The 22952-nt window shown below is 38.6% G+C and carries 22 protein-coding genes; 5 read left to right on the forward strand and 17 right to left on the reverse strand.

What is annotated here, in order from left to right; all coding sequences use genetic code 11:
- Positions 1-218: 218 nt before the first annotated feature.
- The 10 genes from IGJ39_RS10205 to ulaG form a co-directional block, all read right to left on the reverse strand.
- Positions 219-2807 carry a glycosyl hydrolase family 18 protein gene (locus IGJ39_RS10205; protein WP_065095679.1) on the reverse strand — a complete coding sequence of 863 codons (2589 nt, stop codon included), beginning with the start codon at positions 2805-2807 and terminating at the stop codon, positions 219-221.
- A 531-nt stretch (positions 2808-3338) separates the two neighbouring features.
- Positions 3339-3914, reverse strand: coding sequence for a TetR/AcrR family transcriptional regulator (locus tag IGJ39_RS10210; protein ID WP_066026381.1), 576 nt, complete (start codon positions 3912-3914; stop codon positions 3339-3341).
- Positions 3915-3931: 17 nt separating this feature from the next.
- A complete protein-coding gene (locus tag IGJ39_RS10215) occupies positions 3932-4600 on the reverse strand; it encodes an ABC transporter ATP-binding protein (RefSeq protein WP_034687532.1) in 669 nt (222 codons plus the stop codon).
- Positions 4601-4615: 15 nt separating this feature from the next.
- Positions 4616-5686 (reverse strand): ABC transporter permease, encoded by a 1071-nt coding sequence (locus IGJ39_RS10220; RefSeq protein ID WP_010734825.1) that lies wholly within the window; start codon positions 5684-5686, stop codon positions 4616-4618.
- A gap of 86 nt (positions 5687-5772) precedes the next feature.
- Positions 5773-6624, reverse strand: a complete 852-nt coding sequence (locus IGJ39_RS10225; protein ID WP_065096792.1) for an L-ribulose-5-phosphate 3-epimerase — start codon at positions 6622-6624, stop codon at positions 5773-5775.
- A 1-nt stretch (position 6625) separates the two neighbouring features.
- Positions 6626-7267 (reverse strand): 3-keto-L-gulonate-6-phosphate decarboxylase UlaD, encoded by a 642-nt coding sequence (locus IGJ39_RS10230; protein ID WP_019722444.1) that lies wholly within the window; start codon positions 7265-7267, stop codon positions 6626-6628.
- A complete protein-coding gene (locus IGJ39_RS10235) occupies positions 7268-7579 on the reverse strand; it encodes a PTS sugar transporter subunit IIB (protein ID WP_019722445.1) in 312 nt (103 codons plus the stop codon).
- A 16-nt stretch (positions 7580-7595) separates the two neighbouring features.
- Positions 7596-9086 carry a PTS ascorbate transporter subunit IIC gene (locus tag IGJ39_RS10240; RefSeq protein ID WP_065096793.1) on the reverse strand — a complete coding sequence of 497 codons (1491 nt, stop codon included), beginning with the start codon at positions 9084-9086 and terminating at the stop codon, positions 7596-7598.
- 182 nt (positions 9087-9268) lie between these two features.
- On the reverse strand, positions 9269-9724 hold the full coding sequence (locus IGJ39_RS10245) for a PTS sugar transporter subunit IIA (protein ID WP_065096794.1): 456 nt from the start codon (positions 9722-9724) through the stop codon (positions 9269-9271).
- Between the two features lie 170 nt (positions 9725-9894).
- On the reverse strand, positions 9895-10956 hold the full coding sequence (ulaG, locus tag IGJ39_RS10250) for an L-ascorbate 6-phosphate lactonase (protein ID WP_065096795.1): 1062 nt from the start codon (positions 10954-10956) through the stop codon (positions 9895-9897).
- A 171-nt stretch (positions 10957-11127) separates the two neighbouring features.
- On the opposite strand from ulaG, the gene IGJ39_RS10255 reads away from it, so the two are divergent.
- Both IGJ39_RS10255 and IGJ39_RS10260 read left to right on the forward strand, forming a co-directional pair.
- Positions 11128-11895, forward strand: coding sequence for a DeoR/GlpR family DNA-binding transcription regulator (locus IGJ39_RS10255; RefSeq protein WP_065096796.1), 768 nt, complete (start codon positions 11128-11130; stop codon positions 11893-11895).
- Positions 11896-12134: 239 nt separating this feature from the next.
- Positions 12135-13238: an alpha-hydroxy-acid oxidizing protein gene (locus IGJ39_RS10260; protein WP_065096797.1), complete on the forward strand. Its 1104-nt coding sequence runs from the start codon at positions 12135-12137 to the stop codon at positions 13236-13238.
- 202 nt (positions 13239-13440) lie between these two features.
- On the opposite strand, the gene IGJ39_RS10265 is transcribed toward IGJ39_RS10260, so the two are convergent.
- Both IGJ39_RS10265 and IGJ39_RS10270 read right to left on the reverse strand, forming a co-directional pair.
- Positions 13441-14223 carry a PhzF family phenazine biosynthesis protein gene (locus tag IGJ39_RS10265; protein WP_065096798.1) on the reverse strand — a complete coding sequence of 261 codons (783 nt, stop codon included), beginning with the start codon at positions 14221-14223 and terminating at the stop codon, positions 13441-13443.
- Positions 14224-14230: 7 nt separating this feature from the next.
- Positions 14231-15190: an ornithine cyclodeaminase family protein gene (locus tag IGJ39_RS10270; RefSeq protein WP_065096799.1), complete on the reverse strand. Its 960-nt coding sequence runs from the start codon at positions 15188-15190 to the stop codon at positions 14231-14233.
- 92 nt (positions 15191-15282) lie between these two features.
- Here IGJ39_RS10270 and IGJ39_RS10275 point away from each other — a divergent pair, with 92 nt between their 5' ends.
- The 3 genes from IGJ39_RS10275 (at position 15283) to IGJ39_RS10285 (ending at position 20245) form a co-directional block, all read left to right on the forward strand.
- Positions 15283-16677 carry a PLP-dependent aminotransferase family protein gene (locus IGJ39_RS10275; RefSeq protein ID WP_438765031.1) on the forward strand — a complete coding sequence of 465 codons (1395 nt, stop codon included), beginning with the start codon at positions 15283-15285 and terminating at the stop codon, positions 16675-16677.
- 340 nt (positions 16678-17017) lie between these two features.
- On the forward strand, positions 17018-18658 hold the full coding sequence (locus IGJ39_RS10280) for a malolactic enzyme (RefSeq protein WP_019722453.1): 1641 nt from the start codon (positions 17018-17020) through the stop codon (positions 18656-18658).
- A 264-nt stretch (positions 18659-18922) separates the two neighbouring features.
- Complete coding sequence (locus IGJ39_RS10285; protein WP_065096777.1) at positions 18923-20245, forward strand: 2-hydroxycarboxylate transporter family protein; 1323 nt, start codon at positions 18923-18925, stop codon at positions 20243-20245.
- Between the two features lie 62 nt (positions 20246-20307).
- On the opposite strand, the gene IGJ39_RS10290 is transcribed toward IGJ39_RS10285, so the two are convergent.
- The 5 genes from IGJ39_RS10290 to IGJ39_RS10310 all read right to left on the reverse strand — a co-directional run bounded on the left by IGJ39_RS10290 (position 20308) and on the right by IGJ39_RS10310 (position 22892).
- Positions 20308-20742 (reverse strand): GNAT family N-acetyltransferase, encoded by a 435-nt coding sequence (locus tag IGJ39_RS10290; RefSeq protein ID WP_065096778.1) that lies wholly within the window; start codon positions 20740-20742, stop codon positions 20308-20310.
- A 150-nt stretch (positions 20743-20892) separates the two neighbouring features.
- A complete protein-coding gene (locus tag IGJ39_RS10295; RefSeq protein ID WP_010734809.1) occupies positions 20893-21198 on the reverse strand; it encodes a DUF1292 domain-containing protein in 306 nt (101 codons plus the stop codon).
- A 21-nt stretch (positions 21199-21219) separates the two neighbouring features.
- Positions 21220-21651: a Holliday junction resolvase RuvX gene (gene ruvX / locus IGJ39_RS10300; RefSeq protein ID WP_019723844.1), complete on the reverse strand. Its 432-nt coding sequence runs from the start codon at positions 21649-21651 to the stop codon at positions 21220-21222.
- On the reverse strand, positions 21648-21914 hold the full coding sequence (locus IGJ39_RS10305; protein ID WP_002290885.1) for an IreB family regulatory phosphoprotein: 267 nt from the start codon (positions 21912-21914) through the stop codon (positions 21648-21650). The genes ruvX and IGJ39_RS10305 overlap by 4 nt, the downstream gene beginning before the upstream one ends.
- A 258-nt stretch (positions 21915-22172) precedes the next feature.
- The gene (locus tag IGJ39_RS10310; RefSeq protein WP_065096779.1) at positions 22173-22892 is read right to left on the reverse strand and encodes a DNA/RNA non-specific endonuclease; all 720 of its coding nucleotides are present in this window, start codon (positions 22890-22892) and stop codon (positions 22173-22175) included.
- Positions 22893-22952 lie beyond the last annotated feature (60 nt).

Consider the following 22952-nt stretch of genomic DNA (forward strand, 5'->3'; position numbering starts at 1 on the left):
TACAAATATGAATTTAACATTTATTTATTTTTAATGCAACTAATTGGAACCGATTACAATCGTCGTGTTTCAAGTTATTTTTAAATCATATGATTTTGTTTATTTTTTAACTAACATGTTTTTTTCAGTGAATTCGAGTAAATAAGATAAATAACAATGAAAGAATAACATTATAAAAAAAGAACAAGGCAATCTGCCCTGTTCTTTTTTTATTTAAATTAACCAATTAGTTCCCATGGACCCCATTGTTCAGTTCCTGGCTCATCACCTTGTGTCCACCATTTCGCACGATAAGTATTTCCTTTATGAGTTACTACATCACCTAAATCATAGACTTTGTTCGCATCCCATTCGCCTTCAGCTGGCGGAGTTGTTTCTTCTAAAGTTGTGACAACTAATGCTTTGCTTTCTTCTGAAACATTTCCGGCTGCATCAAACGCTTTTACTGTATATGAGTATTCCGTATTCGGTGTTAACCCAGCATCAGCAAATGAAGTTGTTGCTGATTGACCCACTTGTTTGCCATCACGGAAAACATAGTATCCTGCTACTGCAACATTGTCAGTTGAACGAGTCCAAGACAATGAGACATTTTTCTCACCGATCGTTGAAGCTTTCAAGTCTAATGGAATTGAAGGTGCTTCTGTATCTACTGGTGCTTTTTCTAACGTTTTAACAACTAATGCTTTACTTTCTTCTGAAACATTTCCGGCACGGTCAAATGCTTTTACTGTATATGAATATTCTGTATCTGCAGTTAAACCAGCGTCAGTAAATGAAGTTGTTGCTGATTGACCCACTTGTTTGCCATCACGGAAAACGTAGTATCCTGCGACCCCTTTGTCGTCAGTTGATTTTGTCCATGATAGAGAAACGTTTGTTTCACCGATTGTTGAAGCTGTTAGTTCTGTTGGTACTGAAGGTGCTTCTGTATCCGGAGTTCCTGGTTCAGTCGTTGACCCTTCACCAAAGATCACTTGTTTATTGATTTCGATACCTTCGTCACCAATTCGTTGGCTTAATGTGATTGAGTCGATATTGTCAACAGCGACATCTGCTTCAGCAGCATTTGAACTCAATCTGAACTCATAAGATGCACCTGGTGCGATTTCTTTGCCATCATATACAGAAGACAAATCAACGATTGCAGCGCCATCAACATTTGTTACAGTACCTGCTTTGTAATCACCAGCGCCAAGCTTTTCATTTGTCGCCATTGGAATCACTAATTTAGGTAATTTGATTGTTTCTTGTGAAAATTCAACTAATTTCAATACAGAAGAAGTTTCTTCCATTTTTTCATTGTTGGTAATTTTTACGTCGTAACCACTAACGCCATATTGTGTATAAGTTGAGATCTCAACATCCACATTCAATGGTGTGCTCTTGATTTCAAACTCTGGAAGTTTCTCACTACCTAACAATCCTTCTTTGATTGCATTGGTCAACTCATCACGTTTTGTTCCAGTTGTTTCTTTATCTTGTGATTGTTGCCATGAAATGATTCCACCAAGTTGGTTTTCTTTTACATATTCAGCTTTATAAGTCACTGATTTTTCATTTTCGTAAGTAAAGAATTCACCAGTTGTTTCGCTGTACATAAATGGTGCTTTCGCTACGTCATCCCAATACTCTTTCAATCCAGATGTATTACCAAGTAACGTTTCAATATCTCGATATGGCCATACACCACTGGCACGTCCACCGTCACCTACTTTTAATGGATTTTTGTTTTTCGCTCCATAACTTGGTGTTTGATCGGCATCTTGACTTGATAATTCTGCTTTTTGGAATAATCCCGGTGCCTCTTCATTATCCCCTTTTGCCACTTCGTTCCATCCACGAGTATAGAATGCTGCTCCAATAACGATTTTTTCTGAAGCCGCACCTTTCTCACGTAGGTATTCTACTGTTTGATCTACTGAGAAGCCTTCATCATAATTAGGATCAGCTGGATTCCCGTAAAGTGCTGAATGGTGACCACTTGTATCTGACCATGCACCAGTTAAGTCATAAGTCATGATGTTTGCGAAATCGACAACATCAAATAGTCGTTTCACGTCGATACCTGAATCTAATTTACCTTGAGCTGCTGGCAATGCAACAGATAGTTCATATGTTTTTCCTAATTCTTCGCCTTGTTTATCAATTGTTTCGCGAATTTCATCTAATAATTTTATGTAATTTTCTTTATCTTCAGGTTTTGCATTTGGTGTTCCTTCGTCATTTACGTTATCCACTAGATCTGGTTGACGTACATCTGCCGGGAATTCCCAGTCAACATCGACAAAGTCCATATTTGTATATTTAATAAATTTTGCTACATTATCTACAAGGTTCTTACGTTTCGTAGGGTTTGCTGCTACTTCAGAGAAATCTCCTGATTTAGACCAACCACCTAATGAAACACCAATTTTCATGTTTGGATTTTTTCCACGTAAATCTTGAATCGCATTTAAGATACCAGAACTAGCAGAGTTCCATTGTACGCCCGGTAATCCTACAGGTGCGCCTGTCGCTGCGTCTGCATCAGTAAAGACTAGTTCGCCATTACTATCAAAATCTAAAAAGGCAAAATTCAAGTGAGTCAATTGATCTGCTGGGATATCTTTTGGATAAAAGTTACCTTCGCCGCCCCAAATCGACCAGTCACCATAGTACATTACGTTTCTATAAGTTGCTTGTTGTTCTGTTTGTTGGATTTCTTCTGCATTGACGATAGACAATTCCCCAATTGTCGGAAGCGCCGTTGAGACAACAGAAGAAAATAACATTGCTGCCAACCCAATTTTTTTAACACTTTTCATTTTTAAATTCTCCCCTTTTTACACTATTCACTTTTCAAAAAACAATTATGTAACAAAATAAACACGAAAATATGTTATTCATTCCCCCTCTATTTCTCTAAAATAGTGAGTTAAACTCAGTGAAACTTTTGTTGCTAACAGAATATTATCACCTGAAAATGGCTTTTTCAACCGTTTTCCTAAAATTATTTAAAAAACAAATTAAATCACCTTGGTTATTTATCTATTTTATAATCGTTATTATTAAAAATCTTTATATCACTTGCTTTTCACCTCTTTTTCTCAATTGCCAGAAAAATTAAATATCCCTCATTATTTTAATTAAAAAATAACAATTCGAGAAAATATAATAACAAAAAGGCGTAGAGGACAAGAAATTAAATTGATTTTTGTTTCTAATCTTAAAAATCAAATAAACGATGTTCCAGAAGTGACTCCTTCATAAAAAGCCGAGAAACCCAAAATTTGAAAAACAATTTTTGGGTTTCTCGGCTTTTTTCTCAGATCTGGATACTTCTGTCACAACCGCATTTAATCAGCTACCACACCATGAAGGTATAAATCGATCAGTCGTTCCACACTAAATGGATTTTCAAGTGAGTTCGAAGATTCGGTGATATAAGGTGCTAACAAAAGAAAAAAGTGCTTTGCCGCAATTTCTGTCGTGACATGTTCGCGCATCAAAGATTTATTTTTCGAAAAAATCACTTCAAATGGTTCACGATAACTTTTTTTCCACAAGGTAAAAAGATGATTTCGTGTCTCTGCCGAAAGGTTTGATTTTAAATCATGGTGCATCATAAATAGGTCTAAAAGATGGGTATCGATCAGATACTTCGTCATTTTAGTCAAAGATTGTTTAAAATCAAGTTTGTTCTCTTCTAAGATTGCTCTTAAGTCTGTACCTACAGTACTCAAATGCTCTTCTAAGACTGCACAATATAACTTTTCTTTATCGCTAAAGTAATGATAAAGATTTGGTTGCGTGATTCCAGCATTTTTAGCAATCTCACGTGTTGAAGTTCCTTGATAACCTTTTGACATAAACAAACGATTGGCTTCTTTTAAAATTTTCTCTTGTGTATCCTTATTGTATCGATGGACCAACTTTTACACCCTCTGACTTATTTTTTTTCTCGAAAGACACCATCTTCTATCATAAATACTTTATCACATCTGTCAATAAGTCGGGTATCATGAGTGACCATTATGATTGCTTTATTTTTTTCCTTGGATTCTTTTGCTAAAATATCTACAACTTCTACTGCTTTTTCTGAATCCAAACTAGCTGTTGGCTCATCTGCCAAAATAATCGAAGGATCGTTATATAGCGCTCGGGCAATTGCCACTCTTTGTCGTTCACCACCTGAAAGATCTTCTGGATACTTATTAAGGAGTTTATCCACCCCAAGTTGTTGGAATAATTCTTTTGCCTCCTCTTGTCGATTTTCATGCTTGATCTTATCGACCAGTACTAATTGTTTTTTGACGGTCAAAAATGGAACTAGATTGGAAGCTTGAAGAATAAATCCGATTTCCTTAAACCGTAATTTTACTCGTTTTTTCTCCGGTTGTTCACTGAAATCTTCTCCATTGATCTTGACGGTTCCTTTATTTGGTGTCTGTAAACCGCCTGCAATCGTTAAGAAGGTACTCTTTCCAGAACCAGATGGTCCAATGATTGCGACAAACTCCCCTTTATCGACACTGACATTTGTTTTTTTCAATGCTTGGACGGTTTGATCACCATCTTTAAAACTTTTTTCAACATCTATAAATTCAATTGCTTTCATTTCCCATTCTCCTTTCTATCCGATTGCTTTTAATGGATCAATTTTGACGATCGTTCTAACAGAGAAAAGTGCCCCTAAAATAGCAACGATCAACATCATTACACTAATCACACCGAAAAACAACCAGTTACTTTGGAATGGTACAGCATCTGGTAGAACAAGTGAGGTAACGAACGTTCCAAACAATCCAAGAGCGACACCGAAAAATGAAAGTAAGAACGTTTGTGCAACTACTGAACGTGCAATAAATCCACCAGTAACGCCTTGGGCTTTCAGTACACCAAAAATATTGATTTTTTGCATGGTCAATACATAGATGAAAATGCCGATCACGATTGCTGCAATCACAATCAAAAAGCCGATCATGAAACCAAACGTCAATACTTGTGCATTGTACCCTGGTAGTTCATTGATGAATGTCGAAATACTGATTTTCTCTAGATCATCCGGTAAGCTATCCACATCTCCTCGCACGACCACTGCATTGATACGAGCATTATCAGTTGCATCTTGTTTCTCAAATCGTATCTCTTGGTACGCATTGATCGTTGTATAGACGACAGGAGAGACATTGAATTTGGCATTCTCAGTAAATCCAGTCAATTTAAATGTCTTGTCGCTTCCTGATAATTTGATCGTATCTCCAATGTCTAAGCCATATTCTTCTTTTAAACTGATATCACCGACTGCTTCATCATTTGACTGGAATTCTTCTCCTTCCACGATATTCGGCATGATGAATTGGTTTTGATCGATTCCAAAAAAACTAACATTGACTTTATCAGCATCTGGACGATCTGGACTCGTGACTACTCCAGGTGTTTGAGCTAAATAAGCGACTTGATCACCTTTCACTTCTTCTGCCATCTTTTTCGTGATCATCGACATCCCTAAGTTTGTATTGGCGTCTTTTGATAAAACAATGGTATCTGCCTCCCATTTATCTACAGCAGTTCGATTGTCTTGTGCCAATCCATAGGCTAATCCTGTCAAAAAAAAGACAAGGTACGCAATTAGAAACATGACGCCTGTCACTAAGGCATAGCGTAATTTTGAATGAATGATTTCATTTAATGCTAAAAACATAAAATTCCCCCTAAAAATTTATCAACTGATAAATATATCTTATCACTTGATAAATTTTTAGAGGAATAATCTGCTCAGAATAATCATTAAAATCCCGATTCTTTTAACTTTGGCAATAGATATTCTTTCGCTTGTAAGATCTGACTTTCATAATCCTTATCCTGACCACTCCACATTTCAATCAAGAATGGCCCTTCGTAATTTACACGTTTCAATGTTTTAAATAAGCCAGAAAAATCCACACAACCTTGACCGAACGGAACGTCTCTGAACTTACCTTTACTACTAGCTGTTACTGGTTGCGTATCTTTTAGGTGGATCGAAGTAATATATTCGATGCCTTGTTCAAGTTCAATCGCCACATTATTTTCTGGCCACGCGGATAGATTTCCTAAGTCAGGATACACTTGTAAATAAGGAGAAGGGAGTTGTTTTTTTATCTCCATGAATTTACGAATGGAATTCATAAATGGGTCATCCATGACTTCAATCGACAAGATTATCCCAAACTGTGCTGCCTCTTTGATACTGGCACGCAACCCTCTGATAAACGCTTCTCTTGTCTCTATTGATTTTTTTTCATAGTATACATCGTATCCCGCCACTTGTATGATCCTGATGCCTAACCGATACGCAAGCTGTATCGCCTTTTTCATCATAGATAAGGCTTTTTCTTGTTTTTTGATATCTACTGAGCCGAATGGAAAACGGCGATGCCCACTTAAACAAAGCGAATGTATAGCAATCCCCGAAACCGCTATCGCTTCTTTTAACTCAGCGATTTGTTCATTCGTCCAATCTAAACGAGCCAATCGTTCCTCGCTTTCGTCAATCGATATTTCCAGAAAATCAAACCCCAATTCTTTTACTGCATCTAACCGCTCTTGCCACGACCATCCGCTAGGCAGTGCCTTTTCATAAAGTCCGATTCTCGCCATCTCATTCTCCCCACAGTCGCTTGATCTCGTTTTGGAATGCTTGGGCTTGTATGATAGGATCTGCACATGCCGTCAATCCTCGACCGACAATAAAATGAAAGATCGGCATCCCTTGGAACAAGGCTAACGTTGAAATTGACAGCCCACCAGTTACTGAGACTTGAAAACCTAAATCGATCAATTGTTGGACGAGCTTCAGATCCTTTTCTCCCCAAACTTCTCCAGCTAACAAGGCATCCCTACTTTGATGATAGACGACCTGAGAAATCCCAATTTCTCGCCATTTTTTTGCTTGTTCCATCGTCCATTCTCCGTATAGTTCTACTTGAAGTGCTTTGACTTTCTTTTGTGCGGCTTGCATGGTAGCTAGAGAGGCACAGCAGATCACTGTCATGAAATCTGCCCCAGCCTGCGCTACATTACCAGCCACAGTTTCTCCTGCGTCGGCACATTTTGTATCCGCAACGATCGTTTTTTCTGGAAACATTTTTCTCATACATTCGATTGGTTTGCTTCCTTCTTGAAGACAAAGAATGGTGCCTACTTCGATCACATCGACGATTTCTCCAATTTTTTTCACATCTGCCAATGCAGACGCTAACGTGTTATGATCCAGAGCAATTTGTAATTTTGGTCGTTTCATCTAATTCTCCTTTGATTTCAATTCTTTGTACATTGTTGTTTCTTTGAATTTCTCACAGATCTCAGTAGGTGACATCACATTTTTGATCCCCACGACCGTCACACCTCGCTCAATTGCTTGCATGAACATCGGCATAAAATTGAGTGGCGTAAAGACGACATCATATTGACTTGCCGAACTTTTACCTTCAGAGATCGGGCAATGATGGATTTTACTCACTGTAATATTTAATTCTCTCATTGCCTTTTCTACACTACGCATCATCATTAAACTTGTACCAGAACCATTGGCACACGAAACTAAAATTCTCATTTACTTTCCCTCCTATTTAATTACTGTCTCCAAACTTTTCTTTATATTTTTGATAATCCTCAACAATCAAAAAATATCCTTCTGGATTTTTTCGATATTGTAGTTGCGGAATTAGCAACAAACCGACGACCACTAGTGCAACACCTGCATAACCAAAAAATTTCATCAAAACAGTAAAGGCTGGCCAAGCAGTTGCCCAATCAAACATACCAATGTACCCTCCGTAACTGGATAACCCGATCCATGTTGCAAAGAGTGCAGAACCACCGACTTGGATCAGCCCAGATAAGAAAGGGAACAAACATGCTGCCTTGAACCCACCCCGATTATTTGAAAACACAGCGATGACCGCATTATCAAAAAATAGTGGGATAAATCCAGCGATCACGATCGTTGGTGATCGGAAGATGATCAATAAGATGATCATCAAGAATTGTCCTAATGCACCAAATAAAAACCCGATCGTGACTGCATTTGGTGATCCGAAGCCGAAAGTTGCAGCCACATCGATCCCTGGCACAGCTCCTGGTAAAATAGTATTTGAGATTCCTTGGAAAGATTGTGTCAACTCGTCCACAAAGGTCCGGACACCAAGCTGTAAAATAGCTAAATACACAGCAAAGTTCAAAGAAGTGGTCAGTACGTAGAATAGAAAACTTTGTCCTGCCACCATAAATTCTGCCTCAATCAAATACTCCTGTCCTAATACTAATAAGATGATGCCAAAGAAGAACAGCATTAATAAAGAAGTCGCCACCATGTTTTCGTTGAAAATGGATAAGAAACCCGGAAGCTCCATATCTTCAAGCTTTTTATCGGCTTTTCTATTCTCACTTTTTTTACGACTACTCTTTTGCCACCACTTCGCTAAGGTAGAAAATAGGTACACCCCAAACATCTGTTGGTGCGCAATCGCAAAACCAGCTCCGTCTGTCAATTCTTGTGTCACGCCAACAGTTAAATTAGAAGCAACTGCCCAGTAACACCCTAAAATGATTCCCATAAATACTAATACTTCTACTCTTCCTAATTCAGGAAAACAGAAAAGTAAGATCCAAAAAGCTGTAGCTGCTTGCTGGATCTGGACATTTCCTGTCGTAAAAACAGCTCGCAACTTCGTATATTTTTGGAAACGAACTAACAGGATATTCAATACAAATGCAATCAATAATAAAATCATCACATCACTGAATGTTCGCCCAAAAGTCTCCATCAATCCTGCATCTACAGCATTTTGACCAAAATAGGGATCAGTCACCATCGCCTCAAGATCAAAACGATCCTTTAAACCAACTAAGATCGGTCGGAAATTGTTTACTAATCCACCTGAACCAACAGCTAAAATCAGATAACCTACAGTGGCTTTCAAAAATCCAGCTATACATTCGTATAATGGTCGGCCAAGAAGTATATACCCTAATAAAACGATCGAACCGATCAAATAAGCTGGCTGCGTTAAAATATTTGTCGCAAAATACGTCCATATCTCCATCAAGATAGCTCCCATATTTTTCCGTTACCAAAAACCAGAACAACTCCTCAAACGATGCAAGATATCATGGTTTTCATGTAAACGGACTCCCTCCCTTACCTCGTATTTTTTAGTTGATAATTTATCTTTTATATCTATTTGCTTTGTACCGAATGGTCCTCACTGGCCATACCTAGCAAGCAAAAGACTACCTCTACCTATAGTGGCTCGTATTTCTCCATGACCATTTGATAGTCTTCGATTGTTTCTGTCGCAAGTAATTCTTCGATCAACCCATCTTGCATCAGTAATTCTGATAATGATTGAATATTTTCTAAGTGTTGCTTTGGCTCTTTAGCTGCTAAGGTGAAGAAAAGGCTGGCAGACTTTGTCCCTTCCTCAAAAGGAACTGGTGCGTTCATTTTGGTAAATGAAATCGTCGTATCGAAAACATGTGAGCCACCTTGCATGGCATGAGGCATCGCAACGTGTGGGGCGATCAGGATATATGCCCCATGTTCTTCGACATTGCGGATCATTTCTTCTACATATACATGATCAATGATTCTTTTTTCTAATAAGTGACGACTGCTCTCCTCGATTGCTACTCGCCAATCATTTATCGTAGTTTCTACATAATTGACTAAGTCATTCTCATAGAAATATCTCAACATATTTACAAACAGTATCAAGCAGTCAACCCGTTGTTTGACAATAGCGCATTCTTATCAAGAGATGACTTTGTCTTACGTTCACTTGCTTTGATACGTTCTCCCTCCTCGCTTTTGCTTTTGTTAAAAAATTCTCAGTTCAGCTGATTTATTTTCATATATTTCTTGGGCTTCTACAAAAATGATGGAAACGGCGTATCATTTTCTTGGGTGAAGACATCATGGAAGCCACGATCGAAATTGAATGCTAAATCTTTTCTATTATCTGGGTACGTATACTTCCCACCTACTTGCCAAATATAAGGGGAAAACTGATAAGCCAATCGATCTTTTTTCATGCGCCATAATTGAGTGATCTCGCTAGGATCAGCCATAAAATTGGACCAAATATCATAATGGACTGGGATCACGACTTGAGCTCTCAACGATTCTGCCATTCTCAACAAATCACTGGCGGTCATCTTATCAGTGATGCCACGCGGATTTTCACCATATGCACCTAGACAAACATCGATTTGATGTTCATTGCCATGTTTGGCAAAAAGGTTGGAATAATGCGAATCCCCTGCGTGATAGATGTTACCTCCTGATGTTTTGAAAAGATAATTGACAGCGATCGTATCCATTTCTTGTGGCAACTGATCTTTTAATTGCACATTAGGATCCTCATGTGTGATCAATGCCGTCCGATCAAAGGCTTCCAGCGCAACGATCTCTACTTCATTGATCAAAGCGATATCGCCGGGTTTGACTACTTGGGTCTTTTCTTTTGGTATCCCCCAAGAGAGCCATGTTTCCACTACTGCTTTGGGGCCAATAAATAGCGCCTCCGGACAATTTTGATGAACAGCTGCGGCAGTGTGGATATCCAGATGATCGGAATGGATATGTGTCACCACTAATGCATCCACATTTTTGATCGCAAATGGATCGATCACAAAAGGTTGCGTTCGTAAATTCGGTTGCATCTTTTCTGTACCGCTCATACGCATCATCTGGTGGCCTTTTTTCATCTGTCCATTCCCGTGTGTTCGTTTTCCTGTCCCACACCATAAGTCACAAAGGATATTTGTACCTTCATGTGACTTCAGCCATATACCTGTACATCCTAGCCACCATATAGATACGCTTTTTTCTTTTACTTGTTCCATTTCGATTTCTTCGTTCAGATAGGTTCCCCATTCTGGAAAAGTCGAACGCAACCAACTTTCCTTTGTTACTTCTGTTATATTCATGTGCCATCCTCCTCTTTATTAGGTATATATAAATGATAAAGCGCTATCAAAATGATTGGAATAGCTTTATATGACTGTTATTACTTTATGTGATCGTTTCCATTTTTTTATGCTCGTTTAGCTATAATTAGTCATATAGAGAAACAAATTGATTGAAAAGGAAGGATAACAATGAAAAATTCTCTGTTGACGATTAAAAAAAGACGTAATGAAATTCTTGATCTATTACAAAGGTACACAAAAATGACCACGATTGAACTGTCTGAAAAGCTTCACGTATCACTCAGCACTATTCGTCGAGACCTTAGATTATTAGAAGAAAAAAATGAGATTATTCGTGAACATGGCTATTGCCTCTTCAACTATGACAATCAAACAAATTTCGATCTTTCAGGACCAACGTGGATCAAACATCAAATTGCTCGTTGTGCTAGTCAATATATTGGAGACTATGCCACCGTATTTATCAATTCAAGTTCCACTGCCTTAGCTACACTCGATTATTTAGAATCGAATCACGTCACCGTCGTAACGAATAATTTAAAGGTCGTTTCTTGTGTCAGACAAGGAAATTATACGTATATTCTCACTGGTGGCGAATTACGCGTACCGAAAGAAATCTTGGTAGGAGATATTGCCGCTCGCACATTAGCAGATATGAATGCAGATGTCTGTATTATTGGATGTAGCGGAGTAGATTTAGAGAATGGTGTGACGACAAAAATTTTAAACGAATCTAAAATCAACGAATGGATGATCAAAAAGAGTATCAAATGTCGTATCCTTGTTGCAGACCATCGTAAGATTGGCCGGACTTCACAGTTTAAGATTGCCGATATCTCTGCCTTTGATTATTTGATCACCGATCAGCATTGTTCACCTAAACTTGCCAAAAAAATCGAACAACTAGGTGTCACTGTTATTCGAGTAAGTTTGTAAAAGAAAGTAAATTTCATCAAAGTTGCTAACAGATAAAAAACAGCTATCATTCGATTTTCTTCTTTTAGTCAAGTATTCAAAGCGTGACTATACTCTTGCATAGCGGTAACTCTCCGTTCAGTTAAATAAAATAAAACAGATTATTTGCCTGTTTTAAAAACAAGGCGTAGTATAAAAATGTAAACGCTGACAAATTCAATATTATTTATTGATCGATACTACGAAAGAAGGTTTGTTTTATGGAAATGATTTATCAAGCTGGCTCACAAGAAGGTCAAATCAGTTTTATCAATACAGAAGACTTAGAAATGGCGGCAGCTCAAGTGATTCCTACTGGCGGATACGGCTATATCAGTAGTGGTGCTGGAGATCTCTTTACGTATCAAGAAAACGTGCAATCATTCAATCATCAATTGATTATTCCTCATGTTTTAAAAGACGTGGAAATTCCAGATACAACGACTTACTTTAACCAAGAAACATTAACTGCGCCAATCATCATGGCGCCTATTGCAGCTCATGGTTTAGCTCATACACATGCAGAAAAAGCTTCAGCTAAAGGAGTTGCCGATTTTCATACGATCTATACGGCGAGTTCTTACGCTTCCTGTACATTAGAAGAAATCCGTGAGGCCGGTGGTCCAGATGCACCACAATGGTTCCAGTTTTACATGAGTAAAGACAATGGGATCAATTTAGATATTCTAGAGATGGCCAAACGTAATGGCGCAAAAGCAATCGTTTTGACAGCTGATGCAACCGTTGGTGGGAATCGAGAAACAGACCTTCGCAATGGCTTCACTTTTCCTTTGCCAATGCCGATCGTTCAAGCCTATCAATCAGGGGTCGGACAAACGATGGACGCAGTTTATAAATCCTCCAAACAAAAGTTAAGTCCAAAAGATGTGGAATTTATTGCCGCTCATTCTGACTTACCCGTTTATGTAAAAGGTGTGCAATCAGAAGACGATGTTTATCGTTCATTAGATGCGGGGGCAAATGGCATCTGGGTATCGAATCATGGCGGTCGTCAATTAGATGGTGGGCCAGCAGCCTTTGATTCTTTGAAATATGTAGCAGAAGCCGTCGACAAACGTGTCCCTATCGTCTTTGATAGTGGTGTTCGTCGTGGTCAGCATGTCTTTAAAGCCATTGCTTCTGGTGCCGATCTAGTCGCGATCGGTCGTCCTGCCATTTACGGTTTAGCTCTCGGTGGAAGTACAGGCATCCAACAAGTATTCGACTTCTTCAAAAAAGAATTAGAAATGGTCATGCAACTGGCCGGAACGCAAACCGTCGAAGATATCAAAAATGTGACATTACGGGAAAATCGTTTCTTCTAAATTGAGAAAATCTCAAATAAAACAAGCGCAGTTCCCATAGTCATCTCGCACTTTTGAATCCAAATAAACCAACATCATAAAGAACCATTAAAAATAAGCAAGAAGACCCGAAATTTATTCAAATTTTTGGGTCTTCTTGCTTATTTTTCAGAGCTGTATGCTATTTATTGCACTCTGTATCCTACCTGTTTGGATGGATTTTCTAAATGTACGCTTCACCTTTTGCAAACAAGGTTGCTTCGCCACTGATCATCACGCGTTCACCTAACCACTTGCAAGTCAAGAACCCACCTCTGGCAGAAAGTTGTTGAGCAACCAAGTCATCCTTTCCAAGCTTTTGTGCCCAGTAAGGAATCAAATTCGCATGGGCCGAGCCACACACTGGATCTTCATTGATCGTTAGTTTTGGGAAAAAGGTCCTAGAAACAAAATCTTCGTTCTTTCCTTTGGCTGTGACAATCACGCCGACGCCTTCTTCTAATTCCCTCATTGCAGTATAATCAGGCGTCAGCTTTGCCACTGTCTCTTCGTCTTCTAAAACAAAAAATAAGTCCCTTGCCAGATAAGCCTCTTTTATTCTTGTGCCGATTGCTTGTTCGTATGCTGGTAATATAGCAATTGGTTGCGGTAAAATACTCGGAAAATCCATCGCATATTTTTGCTCTTTTTTTGTGACAAATAGGTTCCCACTTTGCGTTGAAAATGAAATCATGGATTCACTGATACCATAGAAGTGGAACAATACAAATGCGGTTGCCAAGGTCGCATGACCACATAAGTCGATTTCACGATCAGGGGTAAACCAACGTAATTCATAACCTTTCTCTTTTCTAACGGTAAAGGCTGTTTCGGATAGGTTATTTTCGATGGCGATTTTTTGCATGGTATCATCAGGTAGCCATTCATCTAACACAAAGACCGCAGCAGGATTTCCTTTAAACACTTCATTGGTGAAGGCGTCAACTACATAATAGGGTAAATTCATTTATAAACTACTCCTTTACTTTTTGATAAATATATTCGGCACAACATAAATCTTCCACTGCTAAGCCAACCGCATCAAAGATCGTGATCGCTTGTTCGTCTGTTCTCCCTGTCTTCTGCTGGGTGACTAATTCACCTAGAGAACCGAGAATGTTTGTCTGATCAATTTTCCCTTCTGACAAGGGGATCAAATAGTCGCCACTTTCCCTTTTGACCGCTTGGTAATCATCTACATACAATTGTCCAGATGCCATCAAATCACTTGTTAATTCACGGGTATCTGGTGTAAATGTGCCGATTGCATTGATATGTGTGCCAGATTTAACCTCTTTTTTTGATAAAAAAGCATGTTTACTAGGTGTTAAAGTACAGATAATATCTGCTTCTATAGTCGCTTCAGCCAATGTCGAGCAATCAATAAAACGCAGTTTTGGATAATTAGTTTGCTGTTCTAAGATAAATTGTTTTCGTCGTGTTTCATCTAAATCATAGACATACACACGGTGAATCTTTCGGACACAGGTAATTGCGGCTAGATGTGAAACTGCTTGTTGTCCAGTTCCGATCAATGTGAGTGTATCTGCTGATGGCTTTGCTAGATAATCTGTGGCTAATGCTGAAACTGCTGCTGTTCGTATCCAAGTCACGGCATTCGCATCGATCATTGCGACGGGTTGCCCGTTTTTTGAATCGAAAAGTATGATTTCACCTAAATGTGATGGTAGCTTTTGTTTGTGATTGCTTGGAAAAGCCGTGATGATTTTTGAACCAAAGTACCGGTTTCTTCCTAAATAAGCGGGCATCATCGCAAAGATATTTTGTTCCTCGCCATCTGGTAATTGTTGGACCATTCGCTTCTCTTGAGAAATCTTTCCGACTTGAAAATCTTTAAAACACTGTTCCATTACGTTGATTGCTTCTGTAAAACTAAAATGGGTGATTACTTTATGACTATCGATGATTTGCATATTTCCCCTCCTTTTTTCTATCCTAGCGCCCGAAAACAATACATTCAATGATATAATTGTATGGAATACAATTTTTGAAAGAAGGAACGAGTATGTCGATCAACTCTTATGAGAATTATCCACTGACTTGGCGTCCAGATAAAAAAAAGTTACATCGCCCAATCTACCAATCACTTATCACGCAGCTAGAAGCTGATATCTTATCAAATAAATTACAAAAAAATACAAGGTTACCTTCCCGAAGAGAACTAGCTGATTTTTTAGACATCAATTTCACAACAGTTGGTCAAGCTTATAAGTTGGGTCTAGAAAAAGGGTTACTCTATACAAGTATCGGGAGTGGGACATTTGTTTCCCCAAATGCGTTTACCTCCATCACTATTTCTTCTGATCAAGTACCTGATCATGTCATTGATTTTGGGTTAGTCAGTTCATTTGATGAATGCAACGAAATGATCACTCCTTTTATTCAAGCTGTTTCACAAAATCATGCGACGAACGGACTTCTTAGCTACCGTGAACCATTAGGGACAACCTATCAATTGACGATTGCCAAAAAATGGTTGGAAACACAAGGTGTCTATGCTTCAAGGGAACAGATTGCTATTGTTTCAGGTGTCCAAAACGGCTTGGCGATAACGCTAGCTGCTTTGTTTTCTCCAGGAGATCGTTTGGCAGTCGATCGCTATACTTATTCGAATTTTATTGAGCTTGCTCACCTTTACCATATGGAAATCGTGCCGATTGATTTTGATGCGGAGGGTATGCTTCCCGAATTACTTGAACAAGAATGTCGGAAAAAAGCAATCCACGGTATTTTTCTGATGCCTTCATGTAACAATCCTATTGGGTTTCAACTATCTGCAAAACGGAGGCAACAGCTAAAAGAAGTTATTACAAAGCAACAATTGATCGTGATCGAAGACGACATCCATTCTTTTTTGACTACCTATAATCAAAAAACACCCATTCCCTCATTCCAGCAGTTACTTCCTGAACAAACCATTTATCTTGCCGGAATGACCAAGTTTATTTGTGCAGGCATGCGTGTTGCCTTTCTAGTATTTCCCGAAAAGTACAAACAAAACATCCAACAGGCGATTTTCAATATCAATGTCAAAACCTCAAGTTTAGATGCTGAGATTGTCACGCAAATCTTATGTTCAGAAACCGCACAGGACATACTCGAAACAAAATCCAACTATACAAAACAAGCAAATGAACGATTTGATACACTTTTCAACTTGCCTCGACCGACCAATCCACTTCCTTTTTATCGAAATCTCCCTGTTCGAAATGATCTGTCTCCAGAAACGATCGAACAAGCTTTTTTAAATAAAGGGATTCGTGTCTATCATTCACATCGTTTTACGACACAACCGCAACATGATCCTTTTATTCGAATTGCTTTATCCTCTAATCCTTTGGAAGTATTAACAAAAGGGCTTGAAATCGTCAAAAAAGAAATCGTGTACTTTCAACGATGACTTATCATATAAAATCAAAATGATCCAACTCATTCTTTTTGTTTTTAACTGCTCGAATCCCCATCGAAGAAGAGGTCGGGACGGAAGTAATCAGCCTCGAGAAATAAGGCGCCATCCACGAAAATTGTTCTTCAAATTTTTGTGGATGGCGCCTTATTTCCGAAGAGGTTACTTCTGTTTCCGCCGTTTATTCGTTTTAGGTGGTAGGAGAGAACTAATGTCCCACTCTCCTCTTTTTTCTATTGTCATATAAATAAAATTTATCATAACTACCTATTTTGACTATAGCCCTGAGTGAATCCTATACTTCGTATGTATTAAAACTTAGGAGGAATCATTTATGCTAACAGGGTTAAACTTACTAAATAATCCATTTTTAAATAAAGGAACTGCTTTTACAAAAGAAGAACGTAAAAAATACGGGATTGCCGGAATGCTTCCTAGCACAGTCCAAACATTAGAACAACAATCTGTGCAAGCATATGGCCAATACCTAAGCAAACAAACTGATTTAGAAAAACGTATTTTCTTAATGAACTTATTCAATACAAACCGCACACTTTTCTATAAATTGATGGGACAACATTTAGTAGAATTTATGCCGGTAGTCTATGATCCAGTAGTTGCAGATGCAATCGAACAATACAATGAAATTTTCTTAAAACCACAAGATGCTGCATTTCTTTCGATTGATGAACCAGAATTGATCAAAGAAAGCTTGAAAAATGCCGCAGCTGGTCGTGACATTCGTTTGATCGTTGTTACAGATGCAGAAGGTATCCTTGGAATGGGTGACTGGGGAGTTAATGGTGTTGACATCGCAATTGGAAAACTAATGGTTTATACAGCAGCTGCTGGTATCAATCCAGCGCAAGTATTACCTGTATCGATCGATGCTGGTACAAACAATGAAGAGTTATTGAATAATCCGTTATATCTAGGAAACAAACATGCCCGTGTCGAAGGTGATTCTTACTATGAATTCATCGACCAATTCGTTTCATCTGCTACAGAACTATTCCCTGAATTATTGTTACACTGGGAAGACTTTGGTCGTGGCAATGCCGCAACGATCTTAGAAAAATATGAAGACAAAATCACGACATTCAATGATGACATCCAAGGAACAGGGATCGTCGTACTAGCTGGCGTACTCGGCGGATTGAATATTTCTGGTGAATCCTTGAAAGATCAAACGATCCTAACATTCGGAGCTGGAACAGCTGGAGTCGGCATTGCGAATATCTTATTAGATGAAATGATCCGTCAAGGTGTACCAGAAGAAGAAGCACGTAAACACTTCTATCAAGTGGATAAACAAGGACTATTATTCGAAGATACTGAAGGCTTGACACCTGGACAAATTCCTTTTGCACGTAAACGTTCAGAATTTGCCAATAGTGAAGAATTGACTAATTTAGAAGCTGTTGTCAAAGCAATTCACCCAACAATCATGATTGGTACATCTACTCAACCAGGGGCATTCACAGAAGAAATCGTCAAAGAAATGGCTAGCCATACCCCACGACCAATCATCATGCCTTTGTCTAACCCAACAAAATTAGCAGAAGCAAAAGCAAAAGATTTGATTGAATGGACAGATGGAAAAGCATTAGTCGGAACAGGTATCCCTGCGGATGATGTGGAATACAATGGCGTGACTTATCAAATCGGACAAGCAAACAACGCATTGATGTATCCAGGTTTAGGACTTGGTTTGATTGCTTCAACAGCTACTCGTGTCAACGCTGAGATCATCTCACAAGCAAGTCGTGCATTAGGTGGTATCGTTGATGTCACAAAACCAGGGGCAGCTATTTTACCACCAGTTGCAAGAATCACTGAATTCTCACAAACGATTGCTGAAACAGTCGCTCAATCAGTCGTGGATCAACAATTGAACCGTGAAGAAATCACTGACATCAAAGCAGCTGTCGAAGCAGCTAAATGGGTGCCTGAATATCAAGATTTAGAAGCTTAATTCACGCTAGTCTCTTTCACATTAATTCGTTACTAAAACAGTTCTGTGCAAAACGAGACTTAAAGTAAAAAATACGCATGGTAAACATCGAAGCCTTGGATCATTCGTTCACCGAGAAATAGGAAAACCAACTATTTTTCAACGAATTGATCCAAGGGGTGTTTTTTGCCAAGAAATACTGGAGCCAGTTGAGGAATAGCTTTAGATTATTTTCCAACTCATAGGGAACTCCTCTTACGTTAATCAAGGAAAGGATCTGTAAGAATGTTACATCAAGAACAAACGACTGCTACAGTCGTTAAGACAAACAAAGAAGGTTTTTGGGAAACAAAAATCAGTGGGGTCAGTTTACCTATCTATTTGATCATGGTTCTCGTTTTGATCGTTGCGATGGCATTAGGTAAATTACCAACAAATATGATCGGACCTATCGCAGTGCTTGTCATTTTTGGGAATCTATTCCATTTTATCGGGACAAAAATCCCAATCGTCAAAAGTTATTTAGGTGGTGGTTCTGTTTTTGCGATCTTCGCTTCCGCAGCTATCGCAACCTTTGGTATTTTACCTGATTATGTCGTGAAATCAACTGAAAACTTTGTCAATAATATGGGCTTTTTAGACTTTTATATCGCTGCTTTGATTACCGGAAGTATTCTAGGAATGAACCGCAAATTATTGATGAAGGCTTCCGTTCGTTTTATCCCTGTTGCACTTATTTCTATGGTTGTTTCATTTTTTGCAGTTGGACTTGTGGGAATGTTGATTGGGAATGGCTTCGCTAATTCCGTATTATATATCTCTTTACCTGCCATGGCTGGTGGTGTAGGTGCTGGCGCTGTTCCACTATCAACTATTTATGCAAACGTCTTAGGAACAGATGCTTCTGCTATTATTTCACGTTTGATCCCTGCAACTGCGATGACAAATGTGCTAGCCATTATCGGTGCCGCTTTAGTGGCTCGTGCTGGACAATCCATGCCAAAATTGAATGGTAATGGGAAACTGATGGAAAAAGGCGATCTAGGTGACGGCAAACCACGCAATGTGAAACCTTCTATCCCACAATTAGGTGTTGGTTTAATGGTCTCGATCACATTCTTTATTCTTGGCCAAATCTGTAATTTCTTTGTACCAAAAGTTCATGCTTATGCTTTCATGATCATTATCGTAGTCATTTGTAAAATCACTAATATTCTTCCTGAATATTATGAAGATGCAGCGATCATGTTCAATAACTTGATTGTTAAAAACTTAACAGCAGCTGTTTTAGCAGGTATCGGGATTGCCTTATTGAACTTGAATGTTTTAGCCTCTGCTTTAACATGGCAATTCGTCGTACTTTGCTTGACCAGTGTCATCGTCATCTCTCTTGTATCTGCTTTTGTCGGTCGTCTATTCGGACTTTATCCGATCGAATCAACGATCACAGCAGGACTATGTAACAATTCAATGGGTGGTACAGGAAATGTTGCCGTCTTATCCGCAGCAAACCGTATGGAATTGATTGCTTTTGCTCAAATGGGCAATCGTTTAGGCGGAGCGATCGTCTTGATCATTTCAGGATTTTTGATGCAACTATTCTCTTAATTCGAATGAATGTAAAAAAACTTCTCGATTCTTATTCGAGAAGTTTTTTTGTACGATGATATTCATGATTCCTTTAGAAATAGTTTTTGCCATTTTGTTGAATGATAGCCGATATGTTCATAAAAACGATGTGCCTCGTTGCGATGTTCGCCAGAGTTTAGTCGAACTCCAAAATAGCCACGTTCTTTCCCTTGTTTCTCGACACTCTCCATCAATCGTCTGCCAATTCCTTGATGTTGGGCTTTTGAAGAAACCGCTAATGCTAAAATATTGAACAACGTTGGACTTAACAATGTTTCATACTTTTGGGCATGGACATATCCTAATACTTTCTTCGTCCCTTCTTCCTCATAAACATCGACGACATAGATCTCTGGTTGTGCCAATATGTATTTTAATTGCTTCGTCGTTTCCGAAAGTGGTATCTCATACCCTAATTCTTCCTTATTTAGCTTGTTTATGGTTTCTGCATCTTCCACACGAGCAGTTCTTATCATTTTGTTCTTCCTTTCTTCTCTAAGGTTATGTACTAAGACAAAGATGGTATGGTTTTTTCTATGGAAATAAACCTTGGTCAATTTCTTGATCAAAAGAATGATAAAAAAAGAGAAACCTTGGTATGACAAGGTTTCTCCACTATTTAAATACTATTCTTCTTCTTCAGCCATGAATGTATTGAAGACCTCTTCGATCATATCCCATTCAGCATCTGTTTCGATTTGTTCTAATTCGCCTTCTGTTCCGTCTTCGTTTTCAACGTAGGCATAGGCTTGTAATTCTACATCTTCATCTTCCGGTACGCCGGCTGGATAAAGCAATACGTAGTTACGACCAAATTCTTCTTGTCCATCGACTGTTAACAAGATTTCGTATAATGTTTCATTTCCTTGATCATCGACCAATGTGATATGTTCATGTCCTTCATGATCATGTGTATGATTGTGTTCTGCCATTAGAACCCCTCTTTTCATTTTTTAAAATAGTTGTTTTCCCGAACCATCTAAATAATTTTGTAAAATCATCACCGCAGCAAGCTTATCGATGACTTTTTTTCTTTTTGCTCTTGACGTATTTGCCTGTTCGACCAACATGCGTTCTGCTTGGACGGTAGTCAGTCGTTCATCTTGATAGTCGACTGGTAGAGAAAACATTTCTTTGATCTTTTCTCCGTAAGCCATTGAGCTTTCTGCTCTCGGACCGATTGAATTATTCATGTTTTTCGGCAAGCCTACAACAAAACGATCTACTTCGTACTGTTTGACCAGTTCTGCCAATCGTTCAAATCCAAATTCTTCTTTATCTTCATCGATACGAATGATCTCTACGCCTTGTGCAGTCCAGCCGAAAGGATCACTAACAGCGACACCTACAGTCTTTGAGCCGACATCCAAGCCCATCACTCTCATAGATTCACTCCATGATTTGAGAGATAGTCTTTGACGATCACTTCCATGATTTCATCGCGTTCATGACGACGGATCAGATTCCTTGCATCACGATAACGAGGAATGTAGGCCGGGTCTCCAGAAAGCAAGTAGCCCACAATCTGGTTGATTGGATTGTAGCCTTTTTCTTCTAAAGCCCGATAAACGATCGCTAATGTTTCGCTGACTTCTTTTTTACGACTATCATCAAAACCAAAACGTACGGTTTCATCTGTAAAACCCATGATTCTACACCTCTTTCCGCAGGGTAGTCAAATTACCCTCTACACCCTTTATTTTACTCGAAATGTGGTAAAACTACAAATAAATATTCCAACTTCGCCGGAAATATAAAAATAATAATGATTTCTTATTTGATTGTATCGATTCCAACATTTATGAGTACACTTTCTTACAGTATACGTGATATTTAATTAAAAATAAGTCTTTTCTCTGTTTTTTCAAAAAATTCACAAAATATTCAAATAACGAACGCACATAGATCATGCTTTCTTTGCTTGACCCGTTTGGTAGTTGATCGTATAACCGTCTTGGACATTATAGATAAACACATTGAACGAGATTTGGTTATCTTCAATACTTTGGGCTTCTAACTGAACACCTCGTGCTACTAATTCTTCCCCTTCAAAATGTGGCGTTACGCGATATCGAACATGATGATTGGTTTCTTTGATGTATGCTGCAATATCGTTTTCATGTGCAAGCATATAAGGGGTATTCAACGAACGAGTACCAGTCATCAAATTTTTGATGTTATTATTTTGACCAGTTAACTGAAAACCTATCAAGTGGCTACGATTGTAAAGCCACTGTCCGTCACTCAATTTCTTTTGCTTCCACCCTGTTGGATCGATATAAAGAGACTCACGTTTTTCTTTAGGGAACATCTCTTTTCCTAACATGGCGTTGGCTTGACCTACACGATTCAGTCGATCGATATCGGAATAACTTTCCCATGTTCCTTTATCTAAGATCAGTTCTTCTTTTGTAAAGGTCGGCTTATTTTGATTGATTTCGATTTCTTGGTGCGTGCCGTCGTATTCTGGAACATTCGCCACTTGTGAGACTTGAGGTTTTGAATCGAATAAACCTGTTAGCTGTTGAATGAGATCAGAGTCTTTTTGCGTCGTTGAAATCCCTAGTGCACCAGCTAAAAGAGCAACTGCGACTCCTATGATTGTTTTGGTTGTTTTTTTGTTCATGTATCTACTCCTTTATTCAGTCGAACTTCATAAATCTTAACATACGTTCCCCTTTTTTAA

Source organism: Enterococcus sp. AZ140 (genome assembly GCF_051714405.1).
In the GTDB taxonomy this organism is placed as follows: Bacteria; Bacillota; Bacilli; order Lactobacillales; family Enterococcaceae; genus Enterococcus_B; species Enterococcus_B pernyi.